The 17,510-nt window shown below is 65.6% G+C and carries 19 protein-coding genes; 12 read left to right on the plus strand and 7 right to left on the minus strand.

Going from position 1 to position 17,510, the window contains the following annotated elements:
- Positions 1-26 precede the first annotated feature (26 nt).
- Together CK489_RS39805 and mnmA are read right to left on the minus strand one after the other, a co-directional pair.
- Positions 27-665 (minus strand): class I SAM-dependent methyltransferase, encoded by a 639-nt coding sequence (locus CK489_RS39805; RefSeq protein WP_095736133.1) that lies wholly within the window; start codon positions 663-665, stop codon positions 27-29.
- Between the two features lie 24 nt (positions 666-689).
- Positions 690-1,886, minus strand: coding sequence for a tRNA 2-thiouridine(34) synthase MnmA (gene mnmA / locus CK489_RS39810; RefSeq protein WP_095736134.1), 1,197 nt, complete (start codon positions 1,884-1,886; stop codon positions 690-692).
- Between the two features lie 371 nt (positions 1,887-2,257).
- Between mnmA and CK489_RS39815 the strand changes: the two genes are divergently transcribed.
- The 4 genes from CK489_RS39815 to CK489_RS41180 all read left to right on the plus strand — a co-directional run bounded on the left by CK489_RS39815 (position 2,258) and on the right by CK489_RS41180 (position 5,684).
- Entirely contained in the window at positions 2,258-3,838 is a 1,581-nt protein-coding gene (locus CK489_RS39815; RefSeq protein ID WP_095736135.1) for a flagellar hook-length control protein FliK, read from the plus strand.
- Between the two features lie 10 nt (positions 3,839-3,848).
- The gene (locus tag CK489_RS39820) at positions 3,849-4,571 is read left to right on the plus strand and encodes a flagellar hook assembly protein FlgD (RefSeq protein ID WP_095736136.1); all 723 of its coding nucleotides are present in this window, start codon (positions 3,849-3,851) and stop codon (positions 4,569-4,571) included.
- Between the two features lie 338 nt (positions 4,572-4,909).
- Positions 4,910-5,092: a hypothetical protein gene (locus CK489_RS41175; protein ID WP_128089498.1), complete on the plus strand. Its 183-nt coding sequence runs from the start codon at positions 4,910-4,912 to the stop codon at positions 5,090-5,092.
- A 181-nt stretch (positions 5,093-5,273) separates the two neighbouring features.
- Positions 5,274-5,684: a hypothetical protein gene (locus CK489_RS41180; protein ID WP_143278328.1), complete on the plus strand. Its 411-nt coding sequence runs from the start codon at positions 5,274-5,276 to the stop codon at positions 5,682-5,684.
- Here CK489_RS41180 and CK489_RS39825 read toward each other — a convergent pair.
- Entirely contained in the window at positions 5,650-5,937 is a 288-nt protein-coding gene (locus CK489_RS39825; protein WP_050627315.1) for a hypothetical protein, read from the minus strand. The two genes, CK489_RS41180 and CK489_RS39825, sit on opposite strands and share 35 nt — an antisense overlap.
- A gap of 585 nt (positions 5,938-6,522) precedes the next feature.
- On the opposite strand from CK489_RS39825, the gene CK489_RS39835 reads away from it, so the two are divergent.
- Positions 6,523-8,190, plus strand: coding sequence for a hypothetical protein (locus CK489_RS39835; RefSeq protein ID WP_143278329.1), 1,668 nt, complete (start codon positions 6,523-6,525; stop codon positions 8,188-8,190).
- 79 nt (positions 8,191-8,269) lie between these two features.
- Here the strand turns inward: CK489_RS39835 and CK489_RS39840 are convergent, their stop codons facing one another.
- Entirely contained in the window at positions 8,270-9,049 is a 780-nt protein-coding gene (locus CK489_RS39840) for an alpha/beta fold hydrolase (RefSeq protein WP_095736139.1), read from the minus strand.
- A gap of 558 nt (positions 9,050-9,607) precedes the next feature.
- On the opposite strand from CK489_RS39840, the gene sciP reads away from it, so the two are divergent.
- From sciP to flbD, 6 genes are all read left to right on the plus strand, one after another.
- Positions 9,608-9,883, plus strand: coding sequence for a CtrA inhibitor SciP (gene sciP / locus CK489_RS39845; protein ID WP_002714638.1), 276 nt, complete (start codon positions 9,608-9,610; stop codon positions 9,881-9,883).
- Between the two features lie 173 nt (positions 9,884-10,056).
- Entirely contained in the window at positions 10,057-11,685 is a 1,629-nt protein-coding gene (fliF, locus tag CK489_RS39850) for a flagellar basal-body MS-ring/collar protein FliF (RefSeq protein WP_095736217.1), read from the plus strand.
- Between the two features lies 1 nt (position 11,686).
- Entirely contained in the window at positions 11,687-12,772 is a 1,086-nt protein-coding gene (gene fliG / locus CK489_RS39855; RefSeq protein WP_021077001.1) for a flagellar motor switch protein FliG, read from the plus strand.
- Positions 12,772-13,395, plus strand: a complete 624-nt coding sequence (locus tag CK489_RS39860) for a FliH/SctL family protein (RefSeq protein WP_050631816.1) — start codon at positions 12,772-12,774, stop codon at positions 13,393-13,395. The genes fliG and CK489_RS39860 overlap by 1 nt, the downstream gene beginning before the upstream one ends.
- A 20-nt stretch (positions 13,396-13,415) precedes the next feature.
- Positions 13,416-13,766 carry a flagellar motor switch protein FliN gene (gene fliN, locus CK489_RS39865; protein WP_050631817.1) on the plus strand — a complete coding sequence of 117 codons (351 nt, stop codon included), beginning with the start codon at positions 13,416-13,418 and terminating at the stop codon, positions 13,764-13,766.
- A gap of 55 nt (positions 13,767-13,821) precedes the next feature.
- Positions 13,822-15,207 (plus strand): sigma-54-dependent transcriptional regulator FlbD, encoded by a 1,386-nt coding sequence (gene flbD / locus CK489_RS39870; RefSeq protein WP_095736140.1) that lies wholly within the window; start codon positions 13,822-13,824, stop codon positions 15,205-15,207.
- Positions 15,208-15,246: 39 nt separating this feature from the next.
- Here the strand turns inward: flbD and CK489_RS42010 are convergent, their stop codons facing one another.
- Positions 15,247-15,402 carry a hypothetical protein gene (locus CK489_RS42010; protein WP_167350195.1) on the minus strand — a complete coding sequence of 52 codons (156 nt, stop codon included), beginning with the start codon at positions 15,400-15,402 and terminating at the stop codon, positions 15,247-15,249.
- Between the two features lie 169 nt (positions 15,403-15,571).
- On the opposite strand from CK489_RS42010, the gene CK489_RS39875 reads away from it, so the two are divergent.
- The gene (locus CK489_RS39875) at positions 15,572-15,952 is read left to right on the plus strand and encodes a hypothetical protein (protein WP_050631818.1); all 381 of its coding nucleotides are present in this window, start codon (positions 15,572-15,574) and stop codon (positions 15,950-15,952) included.
- 109 nt (positions 15,953-16,061) lie between these two features.
- Here CK489_RS39875 and CK489_RS39880 read toward each other — a convergent pair whose 3' ends face one another.
- The gene (locus CK489_RS39880) at positions 16,062-16,661 is read right to left on the minus strand and encodes a flavin reductase family protein (protein WP_095736141.1); all 600 of its coding nucleotides are present in this window, start codon (positions 16,659-16,661) and stop codon (positions 16,062-16,064) included.
- A 7-nt stretch (positions 16,662-16,668) separates the two neighbouring features.
- Positions 16,669-17,508, minus strand: coding sequence for an ATP-binding cassette domain-containing protein (locus tag CK489_RS39885; RefSeq protein WP_050631833.1), 840 nt, complete (start codon positions 17,506-17,508; stop codon positions 16,669-16,671).
- Between the last annotated feature and the right edge of the window lie 2 nt (positions 17,509-17,510).

The following is a 17,510-nucleotide window of genomic DNA, read 5'->3' on the forward strand; positions in this document are numbered from 1 at the left end:
TGTTCCCGGTCAAAACGGCCGCAACCTCACGATTTGCGGAAGCGGATCAGCGAGAAATGCCCCATCGGCGGCATCGGCCGGCGTTCCGCGAGACTGACGCCGCCATGCTTCGCCGCCCAATTGGTCAGCCGCTCCCATGGAAATTCCGGACGCCAGCCGAGCCGCCGGGCCAGCGGCGCGAAGGCGAGCTCGAAGATGCGACGCGGACCGCTCTCGGCACCGATATGGTTGACCAGGATCAGTTCACCGCCCGGCTTCAGTACGCGGATGAAATCGTCGAGCGTCGCCTCGGGATCCGGCACCGCGGTGATGACATATTGCGCGACCACCGCGTCGAAGAACGAATCCGGGAATGCGAGGTTCTTGGCGTCCATCACCGCCAGCGTCTCGACATTGGAAAGGCCCAGCACACGCACGCGCTTCAGCGCCCGTCGCAGCATCGGTTCGGAAATATCGACGCCGTACAGTCTCGTCGTGCGCGCATATTCCGACAGTGACAATCCGGTGCCGACGCCGACGTCGAGCACGCGTCCGCCAATCCGGTCGGCCTCCGCGATGGTCGACTGACGGCCCTGATCGAACACCTTGCCGAACACGAGATCGTAGATCGGTGCCCAGCGGCCATACGCCTTTTCGACCCCCTCGCGGTCGATGTCCCCAGCCATTCCCCTGCCCCGACGCCTCTATCTCTATCCGCGAACTGCTTCCGCGAGCGGCACCACTGTATCGCGCAACACGCCTCGCGCCGCGCGGCTTGCGGTCGCGCTCCTGATGAAGCCGCCGCCGAGCACACGCGCCTGCCCGGACGGCGCATCGTAGAACACGCAGGCCTGGCCGGGCGAGACGCCTTCCTCGCCGGCGACCAGTTCGACCTCGTATCCGCCATCGACGGCGCGCAACCACGCCGGCTGCGGCGCGCGCGTCGAACGCACGCGCACATAGATCTCGATACCCTCGCCGATCACTCGATCGAGCGCGCCATCGCCGATCCAGTTGACGTCGCGTAGCGCAATGCGATCCATCCGCAGCGCCTCACGCGCACCGACCACGACACGGCGCGTCGCCGCATCGAGCTTGACCACATAGAGCGGATGACCGGAGGCGATGCCGAGGCCCTTGCGCTGGCCGACGGTGAAATGAACGATGCCCTGGTGCTGGCCGACGACGTTGCCGGCGAGATCGACGATGTCGCCCGGCGCGATCGCGTTCGGCTTCAGCCGTCCGATGATGTCGGTGTAGCGGCCGGTCGGCACGAAGCAGATGTCCTGGCTGTCCTGCTTGTCGGCGACCTCGAGCTCGAAGCGCCGCGCCAGCTCGCGGGTCTGCGGCTTGGTCATGTCGCCAAGCGGGAAGCGCAGGAAGTCGAGCTGCTCGCGCGTGGTCGCAAACAGGAAATAGCTCTGGTCGCGATCGGCATCTGCCGCGCAGACCAGCGAGCGCGATCCGTCGGCCAAGCGGCGCGAGGCGACATAATGTCCGGTGGCCAGCGCCTGCGCGCCGAGCTCGCGCGCGGTCGCGAGCAGATCGCGGAACTTGACCGAACGATTGCACTCGATGCACGGCACCGGCGTCTCGCCGAGCGCGTAGCTGTCGGCGAAATTGTCGATCACCGATTGCTTGAAGCGGCTTTCATAGTCGAGCACGTAATGCGGGATGCCGATCCGCTCGGCGACGTTGCGCGCGTCGTGGATGTCGCGGCCGGCACAGCAGGCGCCCTTGCGATGGGTTGCCGCGCCATGGTCGTAGAGCTGCAGCGTGATCCCGACCACGTCGTAGCCCTGCGACTTCAACAGCGCAGCCGTCACCGACGAGTCGACGCCGCCGGACATGGCAACGACGATCCGTGTGTCTTCAGGGCGGCCTTCAAGATCCAGACTGTTGAGCATCTCTAAGCGGTCATTGGTCACTGTCGCGGCGAGCCTATACGCTCGGCGACGAAATTGGAAAAAGCCTTTGTCCAGAAAGCCTTAGAACGCGTCCAAGGCCGGTCGATCGGTTCGGGACGCGTCGGAGGCCACCTTTTAATATAGGCCGTATTCCGGCGAAGCAATCCGGCGCAAGCGAAGCCTTGCCGCGCGCGGACGGCAAATCTTGCCGCCGGGCAAAAAGGAGACTCGCCGGGAACCGGTTCCAGCCCACCAGCATCACCTATAACCAACTGAAATAACTCGGTATTTATTACACCCATCCTTTGGCCCGCTCCTTGCTGACAAAACCCCGGAAGTCTCATTTGCGAGGGTTGGCAGTGGTCAGCGTCATGTCGGAAGCATTGGCAGGTCGGTCTTTTCAGGGCGCGACGCGGTCGTCGCGGCCCGATCCCGCCTCGCAGACGGGGAACGACGGCTTTGCCGCGCTGGTCGACAGCAGCACTGCGTCCACAAGCGACAACAGCCGCTCCGACTCCCAGCCGGCGCCCGCGCGCCGGTCCGACGATTCGTCCTCGACGACCGACGCGCGCTCCCGCGACAACAGCACCGCGCCCGACCGGACGTCGCGAGATGCCGGCAGTTCGCGCGACGACAACAAGGTCGATAACGACAGCGATAGCGACGCGCCGCGCAAGACCAAGTCGAAATCGAAATCGGACGACTCGAAATCGAGCACCGATACGCAAGCCACCGGCGACAAGACGGCGTCGGCCCAGACCACTCCGCAGCCGGATCAATCCGGCGCAGCAACGGTCAACGCCGTGATCGCGACCGCGGCCGCAGTACCTGCGACTGCCCCGACCGCGACAGCCACCGCGCCATCCGACCAACCCGCCGCGCCGCTGGCGATCGCGGCGGCGGCCATCGCAGCAAGCTCGGCCATCGTCGGTACCGGCACCACTGCCGGCACCGGAGCGCCGGCTGGCGCCGACGCTGCTACCGCGGCCACCACAGCGGCGAATACCGACAAGGTCGCCAAGGCGGCCGGCGTCAAGAGCGAAGGACAGGTCACTGCCACCGATACGGCGACGGCTGCGGGCGCAGCGGCCGCGACCGGCGATGCAACGCTCGCCGCCACCGTCGCCGCGGGAACGCCTGCGACCAAGACGACGCCGCAAGCCAAGGTGCAGCTGACCCCGAAGGACGCGGTTGCGACGGCACCTGCCGGCCAGGACGGCGCAGCCCAGGGCAGCAACGCCACGGCGCAGGCCGCGCCGACCAACATCGTTCCCGCCGTTGCGCAGCCCGCCGCGGTTGCCGGCAAGGCGAAGGCCGCCGCCGACGGCGCGGCCGATACGATCAAGGCCGATGCGAGCGGCGACGGCAAGGCCGCGCCGACGGCCGGCGGCCAAGCCGCCGCGCAGACCCAGGTTACCGCGCCCGATCCCAGCGCACAGGCCGCGAATGCACTCCAGCCACAACCCACCGCCCAGACCACGCCACCGGCGAACGCGCAGTTGACCGTGACCAACGCCGCGCAAGCCGCCGCCGTGCCGCTCAGCGGGCTAGCGATGCAGATCGCCGCCTCCGCCAAAAGCGGCAAGAGCCGCTTCGAGATCCGCCTCGACCCGGCCGAGCTCGGCCGCATCGATGTCCGCATCGATGTCGATCGCAATGGCCAGGTAACCTCGCATCTCACCGTCGAACGCCCGGAGACGCTGTCGATGCTGCGCCAGGACGCCAACCAGCTGCAGCGCGCGCTCGACAATGCCGGCCTGTCGACCGGCAATGGCGGATTGCAGTTCAGCCTGCGCGATCAGTCGCAGTCGGGCCAGAACAACAACGGCCAGTCCAATCCGAACGCACACCATTTGATCGTCGCCGAAGAAGACAGCGTTCCCGCCGCGGTGGCAGGCCGCTCCTACGGCCGCGCAGGCAGCGCCCTCGGCGGCGTCGATATCAGAGTGTAAGGAGTTCACCATGGCAGTCGATGCAACCATGCCAACACCGGTCGTCTCGGCACCGGGCACCAGCAACGGAACGAACTCCGGAAGCAGCAGCACGGGCAGCGGCCTGACGACCTCGTCGCAGGGCATCGCTGACAATTTCCAGACCTTCCTGACGCTGCTGACGACGCAGTTGCAGAACCAGAACCCGCTCGATCCGCTCGACACCAACCAGTTCACCCAGCAGCTCGTGCAGTTCGCCGGTGTCGAGCAGCAGCTGAAGTCCAACGATCAGCTCAAGCAGCTGATCGCGATCGAGAAGAGCGCACAGTCGACGCAGGCGCTGGTCTATGTCGGCAACACGGTCGCGGTCGATGGCAGCAAGACCCAGTTCGACAAATCCGCGACCTGGAATCTGGTGTCCCCGCAAGCCACCAGCGCCACGATCACGATCACGAGCTCGACCGGCCAGACCGCCTATTCCGGCAATTTCAACCTGAAGCAGGGCAACGCCAGCTTCGTCTGGGACGGCAAAGGCAATGACGGCACGCAATGGCCGGCCGGCACCTACACGCTGACCGCCACCGGCAAGGATTCCAAGGGCAACGACCTCGCCATCTTGACCGAGATCCAGGGCGTGGTCGACTCCGTCGACCTGACCGCTTCCCCGCCGCTGCTCTCGATCGGCGGCCAAACCTACACCACCGACAAGATCAAACGCGTGGTGCGCGGCACAAACGGCGGCAGCAGTAGTTAAGCTAGGCTCCCGGCTGCGCAGATCGCTTTCCCCACGCGTATCGCCAAGCACTCCGCGTCATCAGCCGCCTAGGCGGTGATCGAGTATTCCAGAGGCAGCGGCGCTGGAATCGAGAGGCCGTGGCTCCCGGCGTCGTCGGGCAAATCAGTGCCAGGGCCAGTCACCCGCGGCACCTGCCCCGGGGCGGACCAGACATAATCAGCAATAAAGTCGTTCCATGTAAGCTGCCTGTAAGCTAGCGGGCGCTATCTTCATCTTGCGCGCTTGAGCGCCGATTCTGCCCTGAAACTTCGCAGCAGCACAGGCTGGTCGCTTCGACCACCGGCAAGAGTTAGCTCGTGAACACGACACGCCCTACATCGTCAGAACTCGCCCAGAACGCCCGACAGCATGCGGCAGCGGCACACCCTCAGCTCGCCGAGACGATGGCCGAGAATGCCCGCCTCAAGACGATCGCCATTACCGTCATGCTCGAGATCGCAGCGCTTCGGGAGCGGCTGCCGCCGCCGGCCGGCGAGTAAGCGCGCAGGCGCGATATCAGACCTGAGGCAGCCGGCCGATGGCTTTCGCGGCAAGCGGTTGGGTCAAGCGCATCCGGACAATTTGCCGCAATCGGTAATCTGTTTGCACATTCATCTCGTTTAGGTAGAGCGCGGGCCCTGATCGCTACCCAAGAAGAATTTGCATCCGAGGGAGCCTCACTTGAAAGAATTGAAGTTGCTCGGCGCTTTGATCGGCGGCGCCGTGCTCGGCGTCGGCGTCTCGTTTCCGCTCATGATGGCGTACGTCTTCATCTATGGGGGCGTCTATAGCGTCTTGCCCTGGTTGGCGCCCGATCCGTCCGCGAAGGGGATACTGCCGTTCCTGCTCGTCCTTTATGCGATCTGGTTCGCCATCCTTATGCTGTTCGTGAGAAAGGCCGGCGAGTTTTGGGCGATCCACTTGTTCTGGGTCGTGCTGCCATGGCCCTCCATCGTGATCCTGCACATGTGGTCGTCGTCGAGCGTCATCCGACTCTGCCGGATTCACCGGGTGCCGGCCGCGCGACGGGCGCGGCCGGCTTCATGCCCTTGCCGCCTCAATAGATGCGGACGTGGTTGGCTTCGAACGTGACCGGAAAATTGTTGCTGTTCTTCAGGGTCAGGATCAGCACGACGCCGACGCCGCCGCGGTGATCCCAGTACACGGCCCGGTCCGTTTCGTGCAGAGGCTCCATCGAGGCATGCTTCGTGTCGAGATGCGGCGCGATCGAGACGTCGAAGAATTCGTTCGGCGCCTTCGAGTCCCGTCCCCACCAGAACGTGAAAGGCTGGCTCGAATTGGCAGCAATCGTATAGGTTCCTTGCTTGTGGTCGATGTTGGCCATGATGTTGGGGTCCTTCGTTTTCCATTCGCCGCTCCGATGCGACGCCCCGACAATGATGCGTTACGCACACACGCGCCGTGAGATACGTCACTCTACGATGCAACCGACGAAGCTGCTCGTGCTCTTCAAGGAAGTCTTGCAGAGATTGTCCTGTCTGAGCGACACTCCGCATTTAAAATGATTGCCGACCTCAACATCCCACGCGCGATGAGTTTATCGAATGAAGCCAGCTCCGAGCGATCGACGACCGATTCATCATTCGCCGATCTTCTGGGTCGGCATCGCACTATGCCTGGCAGCGATCGCAATCTACCTTTGGTCCGACGACCTTTCGTGGCGGCCGACACCAAGCCCGCGATGAAGTGCCAGCGGGAGTTGCGTCGGTCTCTCTACCGCCTACGCGCGCTGCCACTTTCAGCTTTTGATCGATAAGTGACTTCACCAACACATCGCCCTTGATGAAAATTTGAATCGCGGCGCACATCGGCCATTTGCCATGTTCAGGCGCGCACGCGTTCGCGACGCAACCATTCTGCTCAAGCTTCGGTTTTTGCTCCGGTTAGACGCGACACGGAGGCAAACCACATGAGCGACCCGAATGCGTATGCTGATCAGTATATGGCCATGGGAGAGGGCGCTGCTCCCGGGAGCACCTCGTCCGGATCAAGCAGCTCCGGATCATCAGGACAATCGGCGGGTGGTGGCGGCGCGGATGCCGGCAGCGGCGGCTCCTCGTCGGGCGGCATGACGGGATCGGGTTCCGGCGCACAGGGTAGCGGCTCCGGCAGTTCAGGCTCCGGCAGCTCTGCGGGTGGTACGGGTGCCGGCGCTTCGGGAGGCGGTAGCTCGGGAGGCGGCACATCCGCCGGCGGTGGATCGGATGGCGGCACCGGACAGCAGGCGGGAAGCGGCGGCGGCTCGTCGGGCAGCGGCACCTCAGGTGGCGGCGGTGGCACCTCTTCAGGCGGCGGCACGTCCACCGGCGGAGGCTCCGGAAGCGGCGGATCGCCGGGCCTCGGCAATGGCCTTGTGCTCGCCGGACAGGACGGGTTGCTCCAGCCCGTGCTGAATCCCGTCAATGCGGCCGCGACCAACACCGGCGGCCTTCTCACTGCGATCGGGCAGCAGGCCGGACTGGACAGCACGGTCCATGACGTCACCGGCCTCACCGGCACAGTCGGGCTCGGGCAGCTCGGCGCCGCGCCCGCTGCGGACGGGCACTCCAATCTCCTGACCGACGTGCTCAACACGCCCGGCGAAGTCGTGGCCGGTCACACATCCGACGCAGTGAGCAATCTCGGCACGGATCTGACCGACACCGTAAATGCGGTCGGCGTTATTCCGTCCGGTCTCGGCCAGAACAGCGGCCTCACGCTCGCCGGTCAGGGCGGGCTGCTGCAACCGGTGCTGAACGCAGTCAACGGCGCCGCGTCCGACGCGAGCGGTCTTCTCACCACGATCGGGCATGAGGCGGGCCTCGACCATGTGGTTCACGATGTCACCAATCTTGCCGGCACGATCGGACTCGGACAGCTCGGCGCAACGCCCGCGGCCGACGGGCACGCCAATCTCCTGACCGACCTGCTCAACACGCCCGGCGAGGTCCTGGCAGGACACACGTCCGACGCCGTGGCGCATCTCGGCGCCGATCTCACCGATACCGCGCACGCGCTCGATGCCGTGCCGACGGATCTGTTGACCGGTGTGGTCAACGGAAAGGACGATCCAACCAATCCGGTCGACAATTTGATCCACGATCTCGGCCATGACCTGCAAGGCCTGCCACTGGTGACCGCCAACGGCGGGAACAATGCCGGCGATGGCGGACTGCTGGGCGGCATCGTCGGCAGCCTCAGCAACCCGAACAGCGGCCATCTTGTCACGCTCGACGTCGGCCCGACGCAGCCGAACGGACAAGCGATCGACATCCTGGCCGCACCGACCTCGGGCGATCATCACACGGTCGAGGTCAACGCCGTCGATGTCGGCCAGAACGGGCCGCATCTGCTCGATCTCGGCGCGCTGACCGGCAACAATGGCCCGCTCAGCATTCCATCGCTCGGCGGCACCGGAGCCGATGGGCTGGTCGGCGATCTGCTCGGTGGCCTCAATCTCAGCCACGCACTGGCCGGCAACATTGCCTCAGGCAATACGGCGAGCGCGCCTGTTGATGTCGATGCCGTCGTCCACGACCTGATCCCGCTCACAGGCGATCACGGCATTCTCAACAGCCACGGTGCGCACATCATCTGAGAGTACGCGCAATGCGGCCCCGGAAACGCCTCAGCGTTCTCGGGGCCGTTTCGTTATCGATGCATGGAGTAGCCGACGTTCACTCCGGCCGTCCCGCGGCGTTGAGGATCAGCCGCGCGATCGGGTCGGGCTGCGAGATCAGCGCGAGGTGACTGGCCTTCAGCTCGATCGTGGTGGCGCCCATCCGCTTCGCCATGAAGCGTTCGAGATCCGGATTGATGGTGCGGTCCTCGGTCGAGACCGCATAATAGCTCGGCTTGCTGCGCCAGGCCGCGTGGCTGGTCTTGCCAGTAAGCAGCTGTTTGTGAAACGGCTGCTGCACGGCATAGAGCACCTTGGCCTTTGCCTCCGGCAGGTCACCAGCGAAATCGCGCAGGAACGCGGCTTCGCTCAACCGGCCCTCGTCGCCGTCGAACACGATGCCGGCGCTCGCCGGCGGCGTCGGATAGGTTTTTGCCAATGCGGTGTAGTCCTCGTCCGCATCGGGAGCGCGCGCGGCGACATAGACCAGCGCCGAAACGTTCGGATGCACGCCGGCTTCGGTGACGATCATGCCGGAGAAGGAATGGCCGACCAGCACGGTCGGGCCATCCTGGCGCTCAAGCACGCGCTGCGCCGAGGCGACCGCGTCCGGCAGCGTTGTCAGCGGATTCTGCACCGACGTCACATTGAGGCCGGCGGCCTGCAGGCGCGGAATGACCTCGGACCAGCAGGAGCCGTCGGCGAACAGGCCGTGCACCAGCACGACGTTGCGCGCCTGCACCGGGGGTGTGGGTGCGGCCATGCCGCGCGAGGACACCAATGAAGCTGCCGCGCCGGCAAGCAGGGCGGTCGAGAAAGTACGTCTGTTCATCATCATGACAAGGGCTCGGATGGAAGGATTGGAAGCGTGCCCACCTGCAGTGAGCGGACAACCTCTCCTACGCACGCTACGGCACGTGGTTACGCGCGGCGTCGCTCCAAATGCGGAGATCAAGGATAGTTGAAGAGGCGGAAAGCGCGACGATCGTTCACGTTCGGTGGGGTGCGTCGAGATTGTGGAAGCAAGCTTCCGATCGAGCATCTCGCCCGGGGCCACCCCTCTCCCCCAACCCTCCCCCGGCAAGGGGGGAGGGAGCCGGTGTGCTCTCCTCACCGGATCACTCTTTTTCGCGTCAGAAATGTGAGGGATGCACCGGCGGCTGGGTTCCCTCCCCCCTTGCGGGGGAGGGTTAGGGAGAGGGGTGCCGCTTGCTCGGCAGCCCGACGAATTCCTGTGAAGCGGTCTCTGCAGCGGTCAATCCGTCCCCTCGCCGCCCCCCTGTTCCCGGCCGTTCCAACGAGATTCGTATTGAACGCTTGGGCTTAGGCAAATTTTAAACCGGGAGGCGTAGGTTACCAATCGCGAGTTCAGTGGTTGAGAGTTTGTGAGTACGCCATGACAGAACCCCATCGCCCGAGGGTGAAATACGTCATCGGGCCTGACGGCAGCCCGTTAACGATTGCGGATTTGCCGGCCCCCGGTACCAAACGGTGGGTCATCCGCCGCAAGGCCGAAGTCGTCGCTGCGGTCCGCGGCGGCCTGCTCTCCCTCGAGGAGGCCTGCAGCCGCTACACGTTGACCGTCGATGAATTCCTTTCCTGGCAGTTCTCGATCGACCAGCATGGTCTGGCCGGACTGCGCACCACACGTATCCAGCAATACCGGCAGTAAGCCTGCCAATACCCGTGGCATTTGACGAAAACCGGCTCCGCTCTGCGAAGCCGGTTTTTTTCATGTCCGCGATTTTGCCGCGGTCCTTAACCTTCGTTAACCATATGGAAACCATACCCTAGGCAATATTTGCCCAGTCGGACCCGCGTGGGCCGAATCCCTGGGGGCCGTTGGTGCAAAGTCTGGTTGCTTTCTTGAGAGGTCTTGGTGCGGCCCGCCTCGCGGCCATGGTTGCGGTCACCGCGGCCCTGATCGGCTTCTTCGCGTTCGTCATCATGCGCGTCACGACGCCGCAGATGACCACCCTGTTCACCGACCTGTCGACCGAAGATTCCTCGGCCATTATCAAGGAGCTGGAGCGCCAGGCGATCCCGTTCGAGCTGCGCAATGACGGCGCCGCGATCATGGTGCCGAAGGATAAGGTGACGCGGCTGCGGATGAAGCTCGCCGAGGGCGGCATGCCCAAGGGCGGCGGCGTCGGCTACGAGATCTTCGACAAGTCGGACGCGCTGGGAACCACGAGCTTCGTCCAGAACATCAATCATCTGCGCGCGTTGGAGGGCGAGCTCGCCCGCACCATCCGCGCCATCGACCGCGTCCAGGCCGCGCGCGTCCACCTCGTGCTGCCGGAAAAGCCGCTGTTCTCGCGCGAGACACCGGAGCCGTCGGCCTCGATCGTGCTCAGGGTGCGCGGTTCACTGGAGCCGCAGCAGATCCGCGCGATCCGCCACGTCGTCGCCTCCGCGGTCAACGGGCTGAAGCCGCAGCGGGTCTCGATCGTCGACGAGGCCGGCCAGCTGCTCGCCGACGGCGCCCAATCCGACGCCGATGCTGCGGTCGGCGACGAGCGCCGCGCCGCCTTCGAGAAGCGGATGCGCAAGCAGGTCGAGGACATCGTCTCCTCGGTGGTCGGCGCCGGGCGCGCCCGCGTCCAGCTCTCCGCCGACTTCGACTACAACAAGATCACCCAGACCTCGGACAAGTTCGACCCCGAGGGCCGCGTGCTGCGCTCGACGCAGACCCGCGAAGAATCGAGCCTGACCGCCGACAATTCCGGCCAGGTCACCGTCGCCAACGAGTTGCCGGGCAGCCAGAACCAGGACAACGCCGCCCGCGCCCGCGACCAGAGCAAGAAGAGCGAGGAGACCAACAATTACGAGATCTCCCGCACCACCAAGACCGAGGTGACCGAGGCCGGCCGCGTCAACCGCATCTCGGTCGCGGTGCTGGTCGACGGCGCCTACTCCAAGAACGAAAAAGGCGAGATGGTCTACCAGGACCGCACCAAGGAGCAGCTCGACCGTATCGCCGCCCTGGTCCGTTCCGCGATCGGCTTCGACCAGAAGCGCGGCGACCAGGTCGAGGTCGTCAACCTGCGCTTCGCCGAACCGCCCGTCTCGCAGCCGATCAGCGAGCCGACCGGCCTGCTCGGCATGCTGCAATTCACCAAGGATGACGTGATGTACGTCATCGAGCTCGGCGTCATGATGATGCTCGGCTTGGTCGTGCTGTTCATGGTGGTCCGCCCGCTGGTCAAGCGCATCGTCGCCGCCGACGTCATTCCGTCGCTGGCCGGCGCCGGCGTGCCGGCGCTCGCCGAAGCTCATGCCGAGAGCACCGGGGCGACCGGCCAGGCGCTGATTCCGGCGGGCAGCGGCGCGGCGCAATTGATCGACGTCGCCCAGATCCAGGGGCAGGTCCATGCCCAGGCCGTGCACCGGGTCGGCGAACTCGCCGAGCGCAATCCGAACGAAACCGTCTCCATCGTCCGTCAATGGCTGAGCGAGCCGGTAGAGAACTGACATGGCCGCCGTACCCCAGACCACCAACGCCAACGACATCGCCACCGTCCTCTCGACGCTGGCGAACCGGCAGAGCGCTCGCCCCAAGGGCAAGCCGCTGCCCGGCCCGAAGCGCGCCGCGATCCTGATGCTTGCGCTCGGCGAGCAATATGGCGGCAAGATCTGGTCGATGCTCGACGACGAGGAGGTCCGCGAGCTGTCGGTGCACATGTCGACGCTCGGCACCGTCGAGGCCGACGTGGTCGAGGATTTGATGCTGGAATTCGTGTCGCGGATGTCGGCCTCCGGCGCGCTGATGGGCAATTTCGACGCTACCGAACGGCTGCTGCAGCAATATCTGCCGGCCGAGCGCGTCACCGGCATTATGGACGAAATCCGCGGCCCTGCCGGCCGCAACATGTGGGAGAAGCTCTCCAACGTGCAGGAAGAGGTGCTCGCCAACTACCTCAAGAACGAGTACCCGCAGACCATCGCCGTGGTGCTGTCGAAACTGAAGCCGGAGCACGCCGCGCGTGTGCTCGCAATCCTGCCCGAGGACATCGCGCTCGACGTGGTCGGTCGCATGCTGCGGATGGAGGCGGTGCAGAAGGAAGTCATCGAGCGCGTCGAGCAGACGCTGCGTACCGAGTTCATGTCGAACCTGTCGCAAACCCGCCGCCGCGACGCCCATGAGGTGATGGCCGAGATCTTCAACAATTTCGACCGCCAGACCGAGACCCGCTTCATCACCTCGCTGGAGGAAGAGAACCGCGAATCTGCCGAGCGCATCAAGGCGCTGATGTTCACCTTCGACGATCTGATCAAGCTCGATTCCGCCTCGGCCCAGACCTTGATGCGCAACATCGACAAGGACAAGCTCGGCGTCGCGCTGAAGAGCGCCAATGAAGAGGTGCGCAGCTTCTTCCTCGGCAACATGTCCTCGCGCGCCGGCAAGATGCTGATGGACGACATGGCCGCGATGGGCCCGGTGCGGCTGCGCGACGTCGACGAGGCGCAGGCGCTGCTGGTCAATCTCGCCAAGGACCTCGCCGCCCGCGGCGAGATCACCCTGACCAAAAACCGCGCCGACGACGAGCTGGTGTACTGATGGCCGCACCCGCGAAATTCCTGTTCGACACCGACTTCTCGGCTCCGGACCGCTCGCGCGAGCGCGCGCCGACGCCGGCCGAGGTGGCGCAGAAGGTCGCCGACGCCGAGGCGCGCGCCTACCGCGCCGGCTATGAGGCCGCGCTGCGCGAGGCCAAGGTCGAGAGCGATCGCCGCGCGGCGCAGGCGCTGGAGGAGATTGGCGCCGCAATCAAGGGCATCGCCGCCCGCTTTGCTGGCATCGAGACGCGGATGGAGACCGAGGCGGTCGACGTCGCGGTCGCGGTCGCCCGCAAGCTCTGCAACGAACTGGTGGCGCGCGAGCCGCTCGGCGAGATCACCGCGCTGGTCTCCGATTGCTTCTCGCACCTGGTGGCAACGCCGCATCTCGTGGTCCGGATCAACGACGCGCTCTATGAGGCGGCGCATCAAAGCATCGAGCAGATGGCGGCGCATTCCGGCTTCCAGGGCCGGCTGGTGATCCTGGCCGAACCGACCATTGCGACTGGCGACTGCCGGATCGAATGGGCCGATGGCGGCGTGGTGCTGGAGCGTGCCGCGATCGAAGGCAAGATCAACGAACTCGTCGGGCGCTATCTGGCGTCCCGCGGCCAGGCCGGCTGAAGGCGATTGAGGGCTGAACCATGAGCGACACCGACACCCAAGTCCCGCTTCCCGATCTCAACGCCGCCGACGCGCCGGGGATCGACGACATCGGCTACAACGAGGACGAAAACGCCGCGCGCATCGCCGCCGACCTCGAGGCCGTGTTCGACGTGCCGGTGCAGGTCTCGGCGGTGCTCGGCCGCTCCAAGATGGACGTCGGCGACCTCCTGAAGCTCGGACCGGGCACCGTGCTCGAGCTCGACCGCCGGGTCGGCGAGGCGATCGACATCTACGTCAACAACCGCCTGGTGGCGCGTGGCGAAGTGGTGCTGGTGGAAGACAAGCTCGGCGTGACCATGACCGAAATCATCAAGGCAGAACGCTCTTAAACGAATGCAACGGTAGCGCGCGGAACCTGCGCGACCAGACGAACAGGAGATCATCATGCGGCTTCTCATCGTTGGCACCCTGAAGGGCCAGCTCACGACCGCGACCAAGATCGCGATGGACAACGGCGCCTCGGTGACCCACGCCGAGGCCGCCGAGCAGGCGATGAATGTGCTGCGCGGCGGCAAGGGCGCCGACCTCCTGCTGGTCGATGTCGGTCTCGACATCCGCGACCTCGTGATGCGGCTCGAGGCCGAACACATCCACGTCCCGATCGTCGCCTGCGGCATCTCCAACGACGCCCGCGCCGCGGTCGCCGCGATCCATGCCGGCGCCAAGGAATACATCCCGCTACCGCCCGACCCCGAGCTGATCGCAGCGGTGCTGGCTGCGGTCGCCAACGACGCGCGCGATTTGATCTGGCGCGACGAGGCGATGGGCCGGGTGATCAAGCTGGCACAGCAGATCGCCGGCTCCGACGCCTCCGTGATGATCACCGGCGAGTCCGGAACCGGCAAGGAAGTGCTGGCGCGCTATGTCCACTCCCGCTCGGCCCGCGCCAAGCGGCCGTTCATCTCGATCAACTGCGCGGCGATCCCGGAACACCTCCTGGAATCCGAGCTGTTCGGCCACGAGAAGGGCGCCTTCACCGGTGCGGTGGCGCGCCGCATCGGCAAGTTCGAGGAAGCGACCGGCGGCACGCTGCTGCTCGACGAAATCTCCGAGATGGACGTCCGCCTGCAATCAAAGCTGCTGCGCGCGATCCAGGAGCGGGTGATCGATCGCGTCGGCGGTACCAAGCCGGTTCCGGTCGATATCCGCATCATCGCGACCTCGAACCGCAATCTGTCGGAAGCGGTGCGCGAGGGCAGCTTCCGCGAGGACCTGCTGTTCCGCCTCAACGTCGTCAATCTGAAGATCCCGCCGCTGCGCGATCGTCCGGCCGACATCCTCGAGCTGGCACAGCATTTCGCCAAGAAATATGCCGAGGCCAACGGCCTGCCGGTGCGGCCGATCTCGACGGACGCCCGCCGCGTCCTGACCGCGAACCGCTGGCAGGGCAACGTCCGCGAGCTCGAGAACACCATCCACCGCTCGGTACTGATGGCGCAGGGCGACGAGATCGGCCCCGACGCGATCCTCACCCCCGACGGCGACCGTCTCGACCTCGCCAAGACCGCGCCCGCGGTGGCGCACGCCACCCTCGCAGCCGAGCAGGTCACCCGCGCGCTGGTCGGCCGCACCGTCGCCGACGTCGAACGCGACCTGATCCTGGAAACGCTGAAGCACTGCCTCGGCAACCGCACCCATGCCGCCAACATCCTCGGCATCTCGATCCGGACGCTGCGCAACAAGCTGAACGAATATGCCGACGGCGGCATCCCGATCACCCCGGCCGGCAACGGCACGCCCGACTATCAGCGCATGGCGAACGCCGGCTGAGAAAGCAAGCGGCGGGGAATTCCCGCCGCGTCCCTTACGTCACGAATAATTCGGCGCGTCGGGCTTGCGGAAGATCCGGATCGGATCGCCCGGCGTGATGTCGCGGCCGGTGAACGTCACATAGGCATAGAGCGCGAGATAGGCGACGGCGATCGCACCGACGAGATAGAACAGCCAGACTCCCACGCGCTTCATCGAACCGTCACGTCTGCGAAACATCCTGGGCTTTTAGTGCGCTTGCCGGGAAAGCGCCACGGCCAACATGCCGCGCCGGCCACGGTGCCGTTGATCCCTTGAATCCTGCGGCCAGTTGCCGTATTCAATCTCCTATTGTGCTTTGATATTTCGACAACTGGAGAGTGATATGGCCCTTTACGTGCAGACCACCGGCACCCTGTCCACCAACTCCGCGACCCTCACGCCGATGCAAGGCCTCAGCCTGACGGTCCCGGAGGGCGTCGGCACCACCGCGATCATCACCCTCAACGTTCCGAATCCCTACGCCATGGGCAACGATATTCCAGGCGGCGTGTTCGGCGTCACCGTCAATGGCACAGCCTCGCCGGTCGTCGCGAGCTTTACCTACAATGAAGGAACCCCGTCGAGCTTCGGCCGCGTCCCGACCACGCTGGTCGTCGGCATTCCGCTGGGCAATACGGCTCAGACCATCCAGGCCGTATGGGCTGGCGTTCGCGGCAGCAATGTGATCATCGACAGCCCGGCGTCCCTCAGCGCAGTCTACTAAGGGCCGATCCGGACCGGCAACGCTGCGCTAAAGCATGACCCGGAAAAGTGCGAAGCGGTCTTCCGGATCCTGCGAAAACGAGAATCCAAAGCGCGATGACCATTCAATCTCATCGCGCTTTAAGTACGCCCGGGGCGTGAACGTGACGCGACGGCAGGCTGACCTCGGCCAGCCTGGCGGCGTCTTCGTCGCGGTCGATCGCGACATATTCGCCGTGCCAATAGGCCAGCGCGGCGGTTCGCTCCGAGGCGATCACGTCGAGCACGCGCCCGATGACGATCGCGTGCGAATGCCGCTCGATGATTTCCTCGACCTCGCAATCGACAGCGGCGAGCGCGCCGACCAGCAACGGGACGCCTGAGGCACGCGTGGTCCATTCGGCGCCTTCGAACCGGTCGGCACCTTTCAGGCCACCCTTGCCGGTGAAGCGTTCGGCGATCTCGAGCTGGTCCGCGGTCAGGATGTTGACGCCGAACACCCCATGGCGCGCGATCAGCGGCCATGATGACGCTGCGCGGTTGATGCTGACGATCAGCGACGGCGGCTCGACCGAGAGCGACGACACCGAAGTCACCGTCATCCCTGAAATCTCCTTCGCCCGGCCCGCGGTGATCACGCTGACCCCGCCGGTGAGATGGCGCATCGCGCCGCGAAAGTCGGTGGCGGTCACCGCTGGTACGATCGAAACATTGCGGACGACGGTATTCATGGCGACCTCACAGGGTGTCTTCGCTGCCCTCGAGCAGGTGCTTCAGGATCTCGCCTTCCAGCGCGGCGAGCTCGGCCGAGCCGCGCCGGCGCGGCCGCGGCAGGTCGATCGTGACATCCTCGGCGATCCGGCCGTCCTCGATGACCAGCACGCGGTCGGCGAGCGCGACGGCCTCGGCGACGTCATGCGTCACCAGGATCGCGGTGAAGCCCTGGTCGCGCCAGACCCGCTCCAGCAATTGCTGCATCGAGATCCGGGTCAGCGCATCGAGCGCGCCGAGCGGCTCGTCGAACGCCAGCACCCGCGGCTGGCTGACCAGCGCGCGGGCCAGCGCCACCCGCTGCTTCTGGCCGCCCGAGAGCACCGACGGCCACTGCGCGCGCTTGTCGCCGAGGCCGACCTCGACCAGCGCACGCTCGGCGCGCGCCTGGGCATCGGCGGAGGCGCGTTCACGCCCGAGGCCGACCTCGACATTCGACAGCACCCGCGCCCAGGGCAGCAGCCGCGGCTCCTGGAACATGACGCGGACGTCCTGCGCTCGCGGCTCCTCATCGAAGGCGATGCTGCCCGCGGTCGGCGCCTCGAGGCCCGCGATCAGGCGCAGCAGCGTGCTCTTGCCGCAGCCGCTGCGGCCGACGATCGCGACGAACTGTCCCGAGGGAATGTGCAGGTCGATGCCGCGCAACACCTCATTGTCGCCGAACGCCTTGCGCAGGCCGCGGATGGTCAGCGCCAGGCCGCGGGCCACACTTTCCGTCACTCGCCGCAGATGCCGCGGCTTCACGACGATGTCGGCATGGTCGACCGGTTCGGCGTCAACCGGCTGGAAACGAAGCGCTTCTTGCATTC

Source organism: Bradyrhizobium sp. UFLA03-84 (genome assembly GCF_002289535.1).
Lineage (GTDB): Bacteria > Pseudomonadota > Alphaproteobacteria > Rhizobiales > Xanthobacteraceae > Bradyrhizobium > Bradyrhizobium viridifuturi.

Coding starts and splice junctions, on each gene's coding strand:
- fliN (WP_050631817.1), top strand. CDS start 13,416: ATGAGCGACACCGACACCCAAGTCCCGCTTCCCGATCTCAACGCCGCC.
- CK489_RS39880 (WP_095736141.1), bottom strand. CDS start 16,661: ATGAATACCGTCGTCCGCAATGTTTCGATCGTACCAGCGGTGACCGCC.
- CK489_RS39805 (WP_095736133.1), bottom strand. CDS start 665: ATGGCTGGGGACATCGACCGCGAGGGGGTCGAAAAGGCGTATGGCCGC.
- CK489_RS39820 (WP_095736136.1), top strand. CDS start 3,849: ATGGCAGTCGATGCAACCATGCCAACACCGGTCGTCTCGGCACCGGGC.
- fliG (WP_021077001.1), top strand. CDS start 11,687: ATGGCCGCCGTACCCCAGACCACCAACGCCAACGACATCGCCACCGTC.
- flbD (WP_095736140.1), top strand. CDS start 13,822: ATGCGGCTTCTCATCGTTGGCACCCTGAAGGGCCAGCTCACGACCGCG.
- CK489_RS39860 (WP_050631816.1), top strand. CDS start 12,772: ATGGCCGCACCCGCGAAATTCCTGTTCGACACCGACTTCTCGGCTCCG.
- CK489_RS39815 (WP_095736135.1), top strand. CDS start 2,258: ATGTCGGAAGCATTGGCAGGTCGGTCTTTTCAGGGCGCGACGCGGTCG.
- mnmA (WP_095736134.1), bottom strand. CDS start 1,886: ATGCTCAACAGTCTGGATCTTGAAGGCCGCCCTGAAGACACACGGATC.
- sciP (WP_002714638.1), top strand. CDS start 9,608: ATGACAGAACCCCATCGCCCGAGGGTGAAATACGTCATCGGGCCTGAC.
- CK489_RS39885 (WP_050631833.1), bottom strand. CDS start 17,508: ATGCAAGAAGCGCTTCGTTTCCAGCCGGTTGACGCCGAACCGGTCGAC.
- CK489_RS39875 (WP_050631818.1), top strand. CDS start 15,572: ATGGCCCTTTACGTGCAGACCACCGGCACCCTGTCCACCAACTCCGCG.
- CK489_RS42010 (WP_167350195.1), bottom strand. CDS start 15,402: ATGAAGCGCGTGGGAGTCTGGCTGTTCTATCTCGTCGGTGCGATCGCC.
- CK489_RS39825 (WP_050627315.1), bottom strand. CDS start 5,937: ATGGCCAACATCGACCACAAGCAAGGAACCTATACGATTGCTGCCAAT.
- CK489_RS39835 (WP_143278329.1), top strand. CDS start 6,523: ATGAGCGACCCGAATGCGTATGCTGATCAGTATATGGCCATGGGAGAG.
- CK489_RS39840 (WP_095736139.1), bottom strand. CDS start 9,049: ATGATGATGAACAGACGTACTTTCTCGACCGCCCTGCTTGCCGGCGCG.